This is a genomic window from Mesorhizobium sp. P2_C4 (genome assembly GCF_056404575.1).
On the sequence record NZ_JBFUDT010000001.1, the window covers coordinates 575,305 to 590,323 of the forward strand.

Below are 15,019 nucleotides of genomic sequence, written 5' to 3' on the forward strand. Positions count from 1 at the left end.
AATGATTTAGATGAAACTGCTGCGCTATGGCGAGATCGGGAGCGAACGCCCGGGTCTGCTCGATGCCGATGGCACCATCCGCGATCTTTCCGCTCATGTCACCGACATCAGCGGCAAGGCGCTTGATCCGGCATCGCTCGCCGCGCTGTCGAAGCTCGATCCGAAGTCGCTGCCGGCCGTTTCCGGCAAACCGCGCCTCGGCGCCTGCGTTGCCGGCACCGGCAAGTTCATCTGTATCGGCCTCAACTATTCCGACCACGCCGCCGAAACCGGCGCCACCGTGCCGCCGGAGCCGATCATCTTCATGAAGGCAAGCTCGGCCATCGTCGGCCCGGACGACGACGTGCTGATCCCGCGCGGCTCCGAGAAGACCGACTGGGAGGTTGAACTCGCCGTGGTCATAGGCAAGACGGCAAAATATGTCAGCGAGGCCGACGCGCTGGATTATGTCGCCGGCTATGCCGTCGCCCATGACGTGTCCGAGCGCGCCTTCCAGGCCGAGCGTCAGGGCCAGTGGACCAAGGGCAAGAGCTGCGACACGTTCGGCCCGACCGGACCCTGGCTGGTCACCAAGGACGAGGTTGCCGATCCGCAGAACCTCAAAATGTGGCTGACGGTCAACGGCAAGACGATGCAGAACGGCTCGACCAAGACCATGGTCTATGGCGTCGCCTATCTCGTCTCCTACCTCAGCCAGTTCATGTCGCTGCACCCCGGCGACATTATCTCCACCGGCACCCCGCCCGGCGTCGGCCTCGGCATGAAGCCGCCGGTGTTTTTGAAGGCTGGGGACGTGGTGGAACTGGGCATCGAGGGCCTGGGCCAGCAGAAGCAGACGTTTAAGGCGGACGTGTAAGGCGCGGCTTCTCCGTTCTTTCCTCTCCCCCCTCCGGAGGGAGAGGAAGGGAGCCGCGCCCAGCCTACTTCAACACCTTCCCATCCGCTCCAAACCGATACGTCTTCGCCGGATCCGGCGTCGCGTACAGCGTCGAGCCGGGTTCGGCATTGTAGACGCCAAAGATGCGCACGGTGATCAGCCCGGCCTTTTCGCAGTCGAGATAGAGGTTGGTGTCGGCGCCGAGATGCTCGGCATGCACCACCGTTCCCTTCCACGCCCCGGATTTCGTATCGACGGTCAGGTGTTCAGGCCGCACGCCAATGGTCTTGGCCGTCTCGCCCAGACGGGCGCCGTCGACGAAGTTCATTTTCGGGGAACCGATAAAGCCGGCGACGAATTCATTCGCCGGCGAATTGTAGAGCTCCATCGGTCCGCCGATCTGCTCGATCCTGCCGGCATTCAGCACCACGATCTTGTCGGCCAAGGTCATCGCTTCGACCTGGTCGTGGGTGACATAGATCATCGTTGCCTTCAGCCGGCGATGCAGCTGCGCGATCTCCAGCCGCGTGTTGACGCGCAGCGCGGCATCAAGGTTCGACAGCGGTTCGTCGAACAGGAACAGTTTTGGCTCGCGCACCACGGCGCGGCCGATGGCGACGCGCTGGCGCTGGCCGCCGGACAATTCGGCCGGCCGCCTTTCCAGATAAGGCTCCAGCGACAGCATCGACGAGGCGATGCCGATGCGCCGCTCGATCTCCGGGGCGGGCGTGCCGGCCTGTTTCAGGCCAAGGCCCATATTGTTCTTCACCGTCAGATGCGGGTAGAGCGCGTAGGTCTGGAACACCATTGCGATACCGCGTTTCGCAGGCGGCGTCGCCGAGACATCCGCGCCGTCGATCACCACGCGGCCTGAGGTAGAGTCCTCCAGCCCGGCGATGACCCGAAGCAGCGTCGACTTTCCGCAACCCGAAGGGCCGACGAAGACGACGAATTCGCCGTCATTCACTTCGAGGTTGATGCCCTTCAGCACCTCGACCGGCCCAAAAGCCTTCTTCACATTCTCGATTATCAGCGAGCCCACGGCGTCGTTCCTATCGTTAGAGTTTGACGGCGGCGCCGCTGCGCACGCTCTCGTCGGCGGCAAGGCAGACGGCGAGCGATTTCACCGCATCGTCCATGTGGCGGGTCAGGTCGATATCCTCGCGGATTGCCTTCAGCACAAAGGCCTGTTCGAGGTCGCACAGATCTTGGTGGCCGGGTTCGCCCTGCATCGACAGCATCTCGTCTTGCCTGACGAACTTGCCGTCAGGCCCGGTCGCCGCACTGTGCAGGCGGATGGTCGAGGTCTTGGTGTGGGTGTCGATGTCGTCGGACTTGACGCCCTCCTTCATGACGATCGACACGCAGCCCTTGGGCGAGATCACGTCCTTCACGAAGAAGGCCGTTTCCGAAATCATCGGCCCCCAACCGGCCTCGTACCAGCCGACCGAACCGTCATCGAACAGCACCTGCAGATGGCCGTAATTGTACATCGACGGCGCAATCTCGTCGGTCAGCCGCAGCCCCATGCCGCGCACCTCGACCGGCCTGGCATCGGTGATCTGCAGCATCACGTCGAGATAGTGCACGCCGCAGTCGACGATCGGCGACGTCGTCTGCATCAGCTGCTTGTGCGTGTCCCAGGTATGGCCCGAGGATTGCTGGTTGAGGTTCATGCGGAACACGTAGGGGCCGCCAAGCTTGCGCGCCTCGGCGATCAGCCTGACCCAGGACGGGTGATGGCGCAGGATGTAGCCGATCACCAGTTTCTTGCCGTTGGCCTTGGCCGCCGCGACGACGCGCTTGGCGTCGGCCACCGTCGTTGCCAGCGGCTTTTCGACGAAGACATGACACCCCGCCTCGAATGCCTTCACCGCATAGTCGGCATGGCTGTCGGAATAGGTAGCGACGCAGGCGACATCGGGTTTTTCGTCACGCAATGCGTCGTCGAAGGAACGCCTGATGCCATAGCCCGACAGCCCGTCCGGCAGCGGTACGTCGGAACGATTGATCAGTGCCGCGATCTCGAACCCCGGATTGGTGTGATAGGCCAGCGCATGGCTGCGGCCCATATTGCCGAGGCCGGCGACGACGACGCGTAGAGGCTTTTCGAAACTCACTTGACGGCTCCGGAAGTAATGCCGCGGATCAGCTGCCGCGAGAAGATGACGTAGAGGACCAGCACCGGCATGATCGCCAGCGACAGCGCGGCCAGGATGGCGTTCCAGTTGGTGACGAACTGGCCGAGGAACAATTGCGCGCCGAGCGTCACCGTCTTGGTCTCTTCCGATGGCGCCAGGATCAGCGGGAACCACAGATCGTTCCAGATCGGGATCATGGTGAAGACCGCGACCGTTGCCATCGAGGGCCGCACCAGCGGCAGCACCAGCCGGAAGAAGATGGTGTATTCGGACAGCCCGTCGATGCGGCCGGCATTCTTCAGATCGTCGGACACCTGCTTCATGAATTCCGACAGGATGAAGACCGCAAGCGGCAGGCCCTGCGCGGTGTAGACCAGGATCAGCGCCGTCAGCGTGTTGACCAGCCCGCTCGCCACCATCAATTGCAGGATGGCGACGGTGCCGAGGCGGATCGGGATCATGATGCCGAGCGCCAGATAGAGCCCCATCAGCGAATTGCCGCGAAAGCGGTATTCCGACAGGGAAAAGGCGGCCATGGCGCCGAACAGCAGCACGAAGAACAGCGACGCCACGGTGACGACAAGGCTGTTCTGGAAATAGTGGATGAAGTCGCCCTGGCCGATGACAGTGGTGTAGCCGATCAGGTCGAAGGTTTTTGGCGTCGGCGGCGTCAGCGGCTCGCTGAAGATGCCGGCGCGGGATTTGAACGAATTCATGATGACCAGGATCACCGGAAACAGCGCGATCACCGTGTAGGTCAACAGGATCGCGTGGGCGCCGATGGTGCGGGGCAGGGAACGGGTTGCTAGGCTCATCTTACGCCCCTCAGAACTGGTAGCGACGCAGGCGCGTCTGCACGAGGAACAGGTAGACGCAGACACCGCCAAGGATGATCAGGAACATCATCGTGGCGATCGCCGCGCCCATGTTGGGGTCGCCGACCTGCAGCTGGAAGCCGAAGAATGCGCGGTAGAGGAAGGTGCCGAGAATATCGGTCGAATAGTTCGGCCCGGCCAGCGCGCCTTGCGCGGTGTAGATCAGGTCGAAGGCGTTGAAATTGCCGACGAAGGTCAGGATCGAGATGATGCCGATCGACGGCAGGATCAACGGCAGCTTGATCTTCCAGAACTGCGACATGCCGGTGATGCCATCGCATTCGGCCGCTTCGATGACCTCCTCGGGGATCGACAGCAGCGCGGCATAAATCAGCATCATCGGGATGCCGACGAACTGCCACACCGAGATCAGGCTGAGTGTGGTCAGTGCGTACTGCTCCTTGCCGAGCCACGGCGTGAACAGGCTTTTCAGGCCGACGAGATCGAGCATATGCGGCGCCACGCCCCACAGCGGCGACAGGATCAGCTTCCAGGCGAAGCCGACAATGACGAAGGACAGGATCGTCGGCACGAAGATCGCCGTGCGGTAGAAGGCGGCGAATCTCAGCCTTGGGCTGGACAGCAGAGCCGCCAGAAGCACGCCGATCGGGTTCTGCACCAGCATGTGGATGATGAAGAACCAGGTGTTGTTCCTGAGCGCGTTCCAGAAATTCACCGACCAGTTGGGATCGCCGAACAGCGTGCGGAAATTCTGCAGCCCGACGAAGACCTGGTTCTGGTCGATGTTGCGGAACAGCGACAGCTGCAGCGTGCCGGCCAGCGGCAGGATCATGATCGCCGTATAGACCAGCAGCGCCGGCGCCAGGAAGACGCCGATATGCCAGCGAAAGGGTCGTTTCGGTCGTGTGTCTGCGGCCATGAGTTCGGTCCCCGCCGTCTCTCGGTTCCAAAGGGTGCGATGCTAGATGATGCCTCGATGCACGGCCCGAATGTCCTTGCCCGAAACGGGAAGAACAAAGGCTTGCGACAGGTCAGCCAGCCTTTCCCACGCAGAGCAGGGTAAGGCCGAGAGGCGGTGCCGACAATCGCTATCTGAAATCTGAAAGCCGGCCGGGCCTATGCCCGGCCGGTCCGTTGTCTGAGCTTTTACTTTGCCGGCTTGTACCAGCTGTCGAGGCCGTCCTGCAGCTTCTTGGCGGCAGCTTCCGGCGTATCGGTGCCGTTGATGACGTTGGCCGATTCAACCCACGTCTCGTTCTCGAGGTTGGGCGTGCCGCGCGACAGGATCTGATAGGTCGAGCGGATCGTCGACTTGCACTTGTCGCGCCAGGAGACGAATTCCTGCGCCAGCGGGTCCGCCATCTTCACCGGGGTGGAATTCAGGCTGAAGAAGCCCGGCAGTGCGTTGGCGTAGATGGTGGCGAAGTCCGGCGAGGCGACCCACGACAGGAAGGTCTTGGCCGCATCGGCGTTCTTCGACGCTGCATTCAGGCCCATGCCGATGTCGGTGTGGTCGGAGATGTAGCAGGTGTCGCCTGCCTTCTGCACCGGCGGCGGGAAGGCGCCCATCTTGAACTGCGCCTGGGTGTTGAACAGGCCGATTTCCCACGAGCCGGCCGGGTAGATGGCGGCGCGGCCGAGCGTGAACAGGTTCTGGCTGTCCGGATAGGTCTGGGCTTCGAAACCGTCGCCGAGATAGGGCTTCCACTTGGCGAGTTCGGCATAGGGCGCGACCCAGTCGGCGTCCGTCAGCTTCTGCTCGCCCTTGATCAGGGCAGCGCGGCCTTCCTCGCCCTTCCAGTAGTTCGGGCCGATGTTCTGGTAGCCCATGGTCGCGGCCTCCCAGAGATCCTTGGTGCCCATCGCCATCGGAATGTAGGTGCCGTCGGCCTTGATCTTGTCGAGCGCGGCGTAGAACTCCTCATTGGTCGTCGGAATCTTGATGCCGAGCTTGTCGAAGGCGTCCTTGTTGTAGATGAAGCCATGGATGACCGAGGCCATCGGTACGCAGAAGCTCGCCTTGCCGTCGTCGGTCTGCCAGGCGGCTTTGGCGACGGGCGAGAAGTTCTCCATGCCGGGCAGCGCCGACAGGTCGGCGAGGTTGCCCTTCTTGTAGAGTTCAAGCGACTTGTCGAACGGGCGGCAGGTGATCAGGTCGCCCGCCGAGCCGGCGGCCAACTTGGCGCCCAGCGCGGCGTCATACTCGGTCGGCGCCGACGGTGCGAACACCACCTTGATGCCCGGGTTCTTGGCTTCGAAAGCCGGGATCAGCTTGTCCTTCCAGATGGCAAGGTCGTCGCCGCGCCAGCTTTCGATGTTGAGCGTTACGTCATCGGCGTGAGCCAACCCGGCGGTGCCGAGAATGCTGGTGCCGAGAAGCAGTGCCGTCAGTAGTTTCGTAGTCATGCTTAGTCTCCCTGTTGACCTTTTTCAGGTTCGGTTTTGAGAACAGGGGCCTTCGTGCCCTTGTTCCCCTCAATCGCGGAAAGTGCTGGCCGCAGCTTCTGGCCGGTCCCTTCCAGTATCTTCTCGGCCGCATCGGCGTTGGCAGCGCCGGCGGCGAGCAGAATGGCAGTCTTGACAACGCCGCCGCTCTTTTCGAGCAGGCGCGCGGCGTCTTGCTTGTCGCGCCCGCTGATGGCGGCGACGATGCGCGCCGCGCGGTCGCGCAGCTTGATGTTGTCGGCGGTGAGATTGACCATATAGCCATCGTGGACATGGCCGAGATGGATCGCGGCCAGCGTCGACAGCATGTTGAGGGCGATCTTCTGCGCGGTGCCGGCGCCCATGCGCGTCGAGCCGGCAATCAATTCTGGCGGTGTTTCGAGCAGTATCGCAACATCGGCCAGCCGCAGCAGCGGCGTGTCCTTGTTGTTGGCGATGGCGATGGTCGCCGCACCCAGGCGCCTGGCCTCTTCGAGCGCCATGACGGCATAGGGTGTCGAGCCGCTGGCCGAGATGGCGATCAGGCAGTCATCCTTGCCGATGCCGGCGCTGGCAACCGCAGCGGAAGCTTCTTCGGTGTCGTCCTCCGGCCCGCCGGCCAGCGCCTTGAAGGCTGCGTCGCCGCCGGCGATCAGGATGGCGATGCGCTCGCGCTGGATGCCGAAAGTGCCGGGCAGTTCCAGCGCATCGGCCAGTGCCATCAGGCCTGAACTGCCGGCCGCCGCATAGGCGAGCTTGCCGCCGCTCTTCAAGCGGCTCGCGATGAGCTCTGCTGCCCTGGCGATGGCGGGAATGGCGCCGCGCACGGCCTTGGCGGCCTCGATCTGCGCATTGGCCAGAGAGGAAAGGATGGCGTCCGGGGCCTGGATGTCCAGTCCCTCGGCATTCTGATGAAGCGCTTCGGTGCGCGTGTCGGCCATCCCGTTCCCTCCGATTGGGGAACAATACCAAAAAAATACCACTTGTCTACACGCATTAACGAATTCGTTGCGTCGGAGTCGACCTCACGACAAAATTCGCTGAGTTTTCAATAAAATACGGCATAATCTTTTTGAAACGGAAATTAATCCTTGGCTATTGGTATTTTATTGGTATTATCCGCCCGGAGGAGAAATCGCGTGAATTTCGTGCTCGGTATCGATGGCGGCGGCACCAGCTGCAGGGCAGCCCTTGCGACGGCAGACGGCATCGTTGTCGGCCGCGCCAAGAGTGGTGCTGCCAACATCCGCACCGATCTCACCGGCGCCAGGGCCAACATCGTCGATGCGGCGCGCCAGGCCTTTGTCGCCGCCGGGCAGGATCCCGAACTGATCCCGCAAACCCCCGCCATTCTCGGCCTCGCCGGCGCCAATGTCGGCACCTATAGGCAGCAGCTCGAAGCCATCCTGCCGTTCAGCCAGAGCCGCGTCGAGACCGACGCCGAGATCGCGCTAGAAGGCGCTGTCGGCTCCGGCGACGGCGCCATGGCCATCCTCGGCACCGGCACCGCCTATATGGCGCGCAAGAACGGCAAGTCGCGCGCCATCGGCGGCTGGGGTTTTCAGGTCGGCGACCAGGGCAGCGGCGCTCGCATCGGCCGCGACCTGCTCGAGCAGACGCTGCTCGCCCATGACGGCATCCGCGAAGGGTCGCCGCTGACGCAAGCCATGCTCGCCATCTTCCGCAACAATCCCGAAGACGTGGTCGAGTTCACCACCAACGCCAAGCCTGGCGATTTCGGTGGCTTCGCGCCAAAGGTCTTCGACCATGCCGAAAAGGGCGACGCCGTCGCCAACTGGATTCTCGACAAAGCGGTTGCCGATGTCGCGGCAGCACTTGGTGCGCTCGATCTCTCGGGCGAAGCCCCGCTCTGCCTGCTCGGCGGGCTGGCGCCGCTCTATGCGCCCCGCCTGTCGACGCGCTATCGGGCGCTGCTGAAGCCGCCGCTCGACGATGCGCTGGGCGGCGCGGTGCAGATGGCGGTACGTATTTTCGCCAAAGCGTCGGAGGCGGCGCGATGAGCGAGGCCGCCGACCAGATTTTTGCCACGCTGAGACAGTCGTCGCAAAGCGGCGCGCCGCTCTATCTGCAGCTGAGGAAAAGCATTGAGGACGCGGTCAATCGCGGCCTGATCGGGCCGGGCGACGCACTGCCGTCGGAGCGTGATATCGCCACCAAGGCCGACATTTCGCGCGTCACCGTGCGCAAGGCGGTGCAGGATCTGGTCAAGGGCGGCATCCTCGTCCAGCGCCATGGCTCCGGCACTTTCGTGGCGCCGCGCATGGAACGCGTCGAGCAGTCGCTGTCCCGGCTCACCTCCTTTACCGAAGACATGGCGCGGCGCGGCATGGATGTGCGTTCCGCCTGGCTCGACCGTGGCCTCTATGCGCCGTCTCCCGACGAGATGATGGTGCTTGGCCTGTCGTCGAACGAACTCGTGGCGCGCGTGGCCCGCCTGCGCATCGCCAACGACACGCCACTAGCGATCGAACGCGCCTCGCTGTCGGCCAGCGTGCTGCCGGATCCCGCTGCAATTGGCTCGTCGCTCTACGCGGCGCTGGAGACGACGGGCAACCGGCCGGTGCGGGCGGTACAGCGCATCTCGGCCGCCAATCTCGGCGACAGTGATGCGCGCCTTCTGGAGGTGCCGCCAGGCATCGCCGGCCTGCACATCGAACGCATTTCCTATCTGGCGAGCGGCAAGGTGATCGAATTCACCCGCTCCATCTACAGGGGCGACGCCTATGATTTCGTCGCCGAACTCCGGCTGAGCGGGCCGGGCGAAGAGGGCCGGCCATGAGCACAACCACCACCCATATGCGGCGCGAGATCGAGGAGATCCCGGAGGCCGTCGCCCGCCTGCTCGACGGTTCGGCAGCCGTGCTGGCCGAGGCCGGGCGCGGCATTCGCGAACGCAATCCGCATTTTATTGTCACCGTAGCACGCGGCTCCTCCGATCATGCCGCGACCTTCATGAAATATGCGGTGGAACTGACCGCCGGTCTGGCCGTCGCTTCCGTCGGTCCGTCGATCGCCTCGATCTATGGCGCCAAACTCAGGCTCGGCGGCTCCGCTTGCCTGGCCATTTCGCAGTCGGGCAAGAGCCCGGACATCGTTGCGATGGCGCAAGCCGCGCGGGCCGGCGGCGCGCTCACCGTCGCGATCACCAACACCGCCGCTTCGCCGCTGGCACAAGCCTCGGATTACGCGATCGACATTCTGGCCGGGCCCGAACGCAGCGTCGCGGCGACGAAAACCTTCGTCAATTCGGCGGTGGCCGGTCTGGCGTTGATGGCGCATTGCACTGGCGACGACAAGCTGCTGGCCGCTCTTGCCCGCCTGCCCGAGCAACTCGGCAGGGCGATCGCTTGCGACTGGATGGCGCTGGCCGGCGCGCTGGAGACACCGCAGTCGCTGTTCATACTCGGCCGTGGCCCGTCCGCGGCGATGGCCAACGAGGCGGCGCTAAAGTTCAAGGAGACCTGCGGCATGCATGCCGAGGCCTACAGCGCCGCCGAAGTCATGCATGGCCCGCTGGCGCTGGTCGGGCCGGGCTTTCCGGTGCTGGCGCTGGCTGCCCGCGATGCCTCGGAGCCGTCCGTGGCCGAGGCGGCGGACAGCCTTGCCGGCAAGGGCGCCGCCGTCTTCGTGACGTCGGACAAGTCCAGGAGCGCGCGGCCATTGCCGCATGTCGCCACCGGCCATCCGCTGACCGACCCGCTGGCACTGATCGTGTCCTTCTATGGTTTCGTCGAGGCTTTTGCCCGCCATCGCGGCCTCGATCCCGATGTGCCGCGCAATCTGCGCAAGGTGACGGAAACCGTATGAGCGACCGTTTTGCCCTGACTGGCGCCCGCATATTCGATGGCGATGACTGGCACGACAACGCGGCCCTTGTCGTGCGCGACGGCCTGGTCGAAGCCATCATTGCCGCCGGCGCCATTCCGTCCGGCGTTCGCAGGGTAGAGACCGGCGGTGGCATGCTGGTGCCTGGTTTCGTCGACCTGCAGGTCAATGGCGGCGGCGGCGTCATGCTCAACGACCATCCCGATGTCGCCTCGATCGAAACCATCTGCCGTGCGCACGTGCCGTTCGGCACCACGGCGCTGCTGCCGACACTGATCACCGACACGCCTGATATCACCGCCGCGGCGATTGCCGCCGGAGCGGAGGCTGCGCGGCAAAAGCTGCCGGGCTTTCTGGGCCTGCATCTCGAAGGTCCGCACCTGTCGGTCGCCCGCAAGGGCGCGCACGACCCGGCGTTGATCAGGCCGATGCTCGACGCCGACCAGGCGGCGCTGATCGCGGCGCGGAAAAAACTGCCGGTGCTGCTGACGACGATTGCGCCCGAATCGGTCGAGCCCGCGCGTGTTTCGGCGCTGACCAAGGCAGGCGTCGTCGTCAGCCTCGGCCATTCCGACACCGGCTACGCCAATGCGCGCGCCTTCGCGGAGGCGGGCGCCTCGGTGGTCACGCATCTGTTTAACGCCATGAGCCAGATCGGCAATCGCGAACCCGGGCTGGCGGGCGCTGCCATCGACATCGGCACGCTTTTCGCCGGCATCATCGCCGATGGCATCCATGTCGATCCGGCCACCATAGTGATCGCGCTGCGCGCCAAGCAGGGTCCGGGCAAGATTGTGCTGGTCACCGACGCCATGGCCACGATCGGCACCGATATGACCTCGTTCACGCTCAACGGCCGCATCATCTACCGCAAGGACGGCAGCCTGCGGCTTGCCGACGGAACGCTGGCAGGCGCGGATCTCGATATGATCTCCGCCGTGAAGTTCGTCCACCGCATTGTCGGGCTGGACCTGTCGGAAGCGTTGCGTATGGCTTCGCTCTATCCGGCGCAAGCCATCGGCCAGTCGCACCGCCTTGGCCGCTTTGCCAACGGCACCGCAGCCGATATTGTCGCGCTGTCGGAGGATCTGGACGTCAGGGATGTCTGGATCGGCGGCAACAAGGTTTTTGGAGTCGCCGCCGGCACTCTGCACTGAGAGCGAACCTATGCAGGCAGTCGATTGCGTTGTCGCCGGGGCAGGTGTCGTGGGCCTCGCCATCGCGCGGGCGATTGCCTTGTCGGGGCGCGAGGTGCTGGTGATCGAAAAGGCTGATGCCATCGGCACCGCGACCAGTTCGCGCAACTCGGAAGTCATCCATGCCGGGATCTACTATGCGCCAGGCAGCCTGAAATCCCGTCTCTGTGTCGAAGGCCGCCAGCGTCTCTATGCCTATTGCCGTGACCGAAACATCGCCCATGCGCGCAGCGGCAAGTTGATCGTCGCTGTCGAACCGACCCAACTCGACCGGCTGCGGACGATCCAGGCCAACGCCGAACGCTGCGGTGTCGCCGACCTCGAACTGCTGACACGCGCCGAGGCCGAAAGCCTCGAACCCGCGCTGCATTGCGCCGGCGCGCTTCTGTCGCCGTCGACCGGCATTATCGACAGCCAGGCACTGATGCTTTCGCTGCGCGGCGATGCTGAAGCCGCCGGCGCCTCCTTCGCCTTCCTGACCGCTGTCACGGGTGCGGCGGTTTCGCCCGACGGGGTGGAAATCCTGACACAGGATGCCGACGGTGAAGCCTTCGAACTGGAGGCCGGCGCTTTCGTCAACGCGACCGGCCTTGACGCGCAGGCCTTGGCCGGCCGCATCGAGGGTTTTCCGCAAGCCAAGATCCCACCGCTATGGCTGGCGCGCGGCAATTATTTTGCGCTGTCGGGCCGCTCGCCCTTCTCGCGGCTGATCTACCCGGTCCCTGTTGATGGCGGCCTCGGCGTCCATCTCACGCTCGACCTTGGCGGCAGCGCCCGCTTCGGCCCGGATGTCGAATGGATCGACCGCGTCGACTATTCGGTCGATCCCGGCCGCAGCGACGTCTTCTACGATGAGATCAGGCGCTATTGGCCGGGCCTCGCGGATGGCGCGCTGCAACCGGCCTATGCCGGCGTCAGGCCAAAACTCTCCGGTCCGGGTCAGCCCGCCGCCGATTTCATGGTGCAAGGTCCGGCCGACCACGGCGCCGGCCAGATCGTTAATCTGTTCGGCATCGAGAGCCCGGGACTGACGTCGAGCCTGGCCATTGCCGAGCATGTCTGCGAAATTTTGTATCCGAGCTGACCAACGCCGGAGAACCAGGGTTGGCGGCTGCCAATTGAGTCGCGACGTCAGGCTCAGATAATTAGCCGGCTTTTGAAGGAGCGTAGATATCCCTGTAGGTGTCGCGCAACAGGTTCTTCTGCACCTTGCCCATCGTGTTGCGCGGCAGCTCCTCGACGAAAATCACCCGCTTCGGGTGCTTGTATTTTGCGATCCGGCCGGCGATGGCACTGAGGATCTCGGCAGCGCCGATGGTCGAGGCCGGCGCCCGCACCACGATTGCGGTGACGCCCTCGCCGAAATCCGGATGGGCAACGCCGATCACGGCACTCTCGGCAACGCCGGGCAGCGCGTCGATCTCGCTTTCGACTTCCTTGGGATAGATGTTATAGCCGCCGGAAATGATCAGGTCCTTGCCGCGCCCGACAATGTGCACGTAGCCATCGGCATCGATCAGCCCGAGATCGCCTGATATGAAGAAGCCGTCGTCGCGGAACTCCGCCTTGGTCTTCTCCGGCATGCGCCAGTAACCGGAGAACACATTCGGGCCTTTCACCTCGATCATGCCGATCTCGCCCTGGGCAAGCGTTTCGCCGTTGTCGGGGTCGGCAATACGAAGCGCGACACCTGGCAAGGGAAAACCGACCGTGCCGGCGCGCCGCTCGCCCTCATAGGGGTTCGACGTGTTCATATTGGTCTCGGTCATGCCGTAACGCTCGAGGATGGCGTGGCCGGTGCGCTCGCGCCACGCCGCATGCGTCTCGGCCAGCAGCGGCGCCGACCCGGAGATGAACAGGCGGATGGTTTTCGCCGCTTGCCGGTTCAACCCTTCCTGCTGCAACAGCCGGACATAGAAGGTCGGCACGCCCATCAGCGCGGTGGCGCGAGGCAAAAGCGAAACAATCCGGGCCGGGTCGAATTTGCTTTCGAACAGCATCGAGCCGCCAGCCGTCAGGATGACGTTGGTGGCGACGAACAGACCGTGAGTGTGGAAGATCGGCAGCGCGTGGATCAGCACATCGGCGCCGGTGAAGCGCCATTGCTGGACCAGCACGCGCGCATTGGACGCTAGGTTCTCATGGCTGAGCATGGCGCCTTTCGAACGGCCGGTCGTTCCCGATGTGTAGAGGATCGCCGCGAGATCGTCAGGTCCGCGCGCCACATCGCGGAAATCCGCCGGCTGTTGCGCGGCGCGGTCGGTCAGCGAGCCTTCGCCGTTGCGGCCGAGGGTCACCGCTATGGCGCCCGATGCCTCGGCCAACGGCCCGATCTCGGCCGCCCGCGCCGGATCGCAGACGACCAGCCGCGGTTCGGCATCGCCGAAAAAATAGCCGAGTTCCGTCAGCGTGTAGGCGGTGTTGAGCGGCAGGAAGACGGCGCCGGCGCGCAGGCAGGCGAGGTAGAGAAAAACGGACTCCGGGCTTTTCTCGACCTGCACGGCAACGCGGTCGCCCGCTTTGACGCCCAATAGCGTCAGCGCCTGCGCCAGTTGCGCTGATCGCGCCAGCATATCGCCATAGCTGATCGATCGCCCGTCATCCGTCTCCATAAGGAGCCGCTCGGGCGCGGGCATCCGGGCCCGAAACGCGTCAAACAGGTGATTGCTCATGATCTTCCCTAAACCATGATCCCGAAAAGGGGAATCCTGACTTCAGGGGCATGCGCCACAAAATTATCGTGTTCCGTCAACTATTTCCGGGCACGCAGCGCCTTGGTGGCGCTTGCCCTTGGATCGCCGCTCTGGCTGAAGCGCTCCATGCACATGGCCGCCGTCAGGCGGTAGTGGTTGAGCAAGGCTTCAACAGCGCCATCGGCATCGCCATCCAGGGCGCGTTCGGCGATCAGACGGTGCTCGCCGAGATCATCGCGATCGCTGTTATCCTGCGAGATCAACCGATAGCGCGAGGCCTGGTCGGAAAGCTGGTCGCAGAAACCAATCAGCCAGTGCGACCGGCAGGCCGAAATCAGCCCGCGGTGGAAGGCACGATGTAACTTCTCCCATTCCGGATCGTTCGACGAGGAATCCTCGGACAAGCGGCGTTGCGCGCGCGCCAGCCGATGCAGCGCCAGCACCAGCTGTTCTTCCCATTCGCCGGTGCGGCGGGCGATGGATTCGCGAAGCGCCCGCTCTTCCAACCAGCAGCGGGTGCGCGTCAGCTCCTCCAATTCCTCCGCGCTGACCGGCATGAGGAAGAAGCCGCGCTGGTCGTGCCTGCCCAGAAGACCTTCCGACGCAAGCCGGTTGAGGGCTTCGCGAACGGGCGAGGCACCAGCGCCATACCGGGAAACCACCCATTCGACCCGCAGCTTGCTCTCGCTTTCAAGCACGCCCCGCAGGAGGTCGTCGCGAAGTTGACTGTAGACGGCGCTGGCAAGCGTGCCCTTCGACCCCGTGCCTTCGTCGCCTAGATCGGCGGTTCCATAGGTCAAGTTGACTCCTGTCGTCTATTTTGACTCTGGCAAATCCTGTCCCCAATGCGTTGCGAATCCCCGTACATGTACTCTACCCCGTCAGGCTTCCAGCCCCAAGGGAAAGATTATGGTATTGTACTTTAAGAGGAAGGATCGCCCTGTCAGGCTCTGCCAAGTAACGACTGCGGTGAAAATCTTGTTCTTCTCAAGAAACTTTGTGCAGC

General features: G+C 63.9%; 14 protein-coding genes. 6 read left to right on the forward strand and 8 right to left on the reverse strand.

Translation table 11 applies throughout. From position 1 onward, the window contains the following. Positions 1 to 10 precede the first annotated feature (10 nt). A complete protein-coding gene (locus tag AC1DX6_RS02885) occupies positions 11 to 856 on the forward strand; it encodes a fumarylacetoacetate hydrolase family protein (protein ID WP_477311022.1) in 846 nt (281 codons plus the stop codon). A 64-nt stretch (positions 857 to 920) separates the two neighbouring features. Here AC1DX6_RS02885 and AC1DX6_RS02890 read toward each other — a convergent pair whose 3' ends face one another. The 6 genes from AC1DX6_RS02890 to AC1DX6_RS02915 all read right to left on the reverse strand — a co-directional run bounded on the left by AC1DX6_RS02890 (position 921) and on the right by AC1DX6_RS02915 (position 7,219). Continuing rightward, the gene (locus AC1DX6_RS02890; RefSeq protein WP_477311023.1) at positions 921 to 1,919 is read right to left on the reverse strand and encodes an ABC transporter ATP-binding protein; all 999 of its coding nucleotides are present in this window, start codon (positions 1,917 to 1,919) and stop codon (positions 921 to 923) included. A gap of 16 nt (positions 1,920 to 1,935) precedes the next feature. Further along, positions 1,936 to 2,997, reverse strand: a complete 1,062-nt coding sequence (locus tag AC1DX6_RS02895; protein ID WP_477311025.1) for a Gfo/Idh/MocA family protein — start codon at positions 2,995 to 2,997, stop codon at positions 1,936 to 1,938. After that, positions 2,994 to 3,833: a carbohydrate ABC transporter permease gene (locus tag AC1DX6_RS02900; RefSeq protein WP_477311027.1), complete on the reverse strand. Its 840-nt coding sequence runs from the start codon at positions 3,831 to 3,833 to the stop codon at positions 2,994 to 2,996. The genes AC1DX6_RS02895 and AC1DX6_RS02900 overlap by 4 nt, the downstream gene beginning before the upstream one ends. Before the next feature lie 10 nt (positions 3,834 to 3,843). Beyond that, on the reverse strand, positions 3,844 to 4,773 hold the full coding sequence (locus AC1DX6_RS02905; RefSeq protein WP_477311029.1) for a carbohydrate ABC transporter permease: 930 nt from the start codon (positions 4,771 to 4,773) through the stop codon (positions 3,844 to 3,846). Between the two features lie 227 nt (positions 4,774 to 5,000). Then, positions 5,001 to 6,260, reverse strand: coding sequence for an ABC transporter substrate-binding protein (locus tag AC1DX6_RS02910; RefSeq protein ID WP_477274452.1), 1,260 nt, complete (start codon positions 6,258 to 6,260; stop codon positions 5,001 to 5,003). 2 nt (positions 6,261 to 6,262) lie between these two features. Next, a complete protein-coding gene (locus AC1DX6_RS02915; RefSeq protein WP_477311031.1) occupies positions 6,263 to 7,219 on the reverse strand; it encodes an N-acetylmuramic acid 6-phosphate etherase in 957 nt (318 codons plus the stop codon). 198 nt (positions 7,220 to 7,417) lie between these two features. Between AC1DX6_RS02915 and AC1DX6_RS02920 the strand changes: the two genes are divergently transcribed. From AC1DX6_RS02920 to AC1DX6_RS02940, 5 genes are read left to right on the forward strand one after another with little or no spacing between them, the layout of a single operon-like run. Then, positions 7,418 to 8,299 carry a glucosamine kinase nucleotide-binding domain-containing protein gene (locus tag AC1DX6_RS02920; protein WP_477311033.1) on the forward strand — a complete coding sequence of 294 codons (882 nt, stop codon included), beginning with the start codon at positions 7,418 to 7,420 and terminating at the stop codon, positions 8,297 to 8,299. Continuing rightward, a complete protein-coding gene (locus tag AC1DX6_RS02925) occupies positions 8,296 to 9,078 on the forward strand; it encodes a GntR family transcriptional regulator (protein ID WP_477311035.1) in 783 nt (260 codons plus the stop codon). Before AC1DX6_RS02920 ends, AC1DX6_RS02925 begins: the two co-directional genes overlap by 4 nt. Further along, entirely contained in the window at positions 9,075 to 10,106 is a 1,032-nt protein-coding gene (locus AC1DX6_RS02930; RefSeq protein WP_477311037.1) for an SIS domain-containing protein, read from the forward strand. Before AC1DX6_RS02925 ends, AC1DX6_RS02930 begins: the two co-directional genes overlap by 4 nt. Beyond that, positions 10,103 to 11,281 carry an N-acetylglucosamine-6-phosphate deacetylase gene (gene nagA, locus AC1DX6_RS02935; RefSeq protein ID WP_477311039.1) on the forward strand — a complete coding sequence of 393 codons (1,179 nt, stop codon included), beginning with the start codon at positions 10,103 to 10,105 and terminating at the stop codon, positions 11,279 to 11,281. Before AC1DX6_RS02930 ends, nagA begins: the two co-directional genes overlap by 4 nt. A gap of 10 nt (positions 11,282 to 11,291) precedes the next feature. After that, positions 11,292 to 12,404, forward strand: coding sequence for an NAD(P)/FAD-dependent oxidoreductase (locus AC1DX6_RS02940; RefSeq protein ID WP_477311041.1), 1,113 nt, complete (start codon positions 11,292 to 11,294; stop codon positions 12,402 to 12,404). Between the two features lie 61 nt (positions 12,405 to 12,465). Here the strand turns inward: AC1DX6_RS02940 and AC1DX6_RS02945 are convergent, their stop codons facing one another. Then, on the reverse strand, positions 12,466 to 13,992 hold the full coding sequence (locus tag AC1DX6_RS02945; RefSeq protein ID WP_477311043.1) for a malonate--CoA ligase: 1,527 nt from the start codon (positions 13,990 to 13,992) through the stop codon (positions 12,466 to 12,468). Between the two features lie 80 nt (positions 13,993 to 14,072). Beyond that, positions 14,073 to 14,813: a GntR family transcriptional regulator gene (locus AC1DX6_RS02950; RefSeq protein WP_477311045.1), complete on the reverse strand. Its 741-nt coding sequence runs from the start codon at positions 14,811 to 14,813 to the stop codon at positions 14,073 to 14,075. Between the last annotated feature and the right edge of the window lie 206 nt (positions 14,814 to 15,019).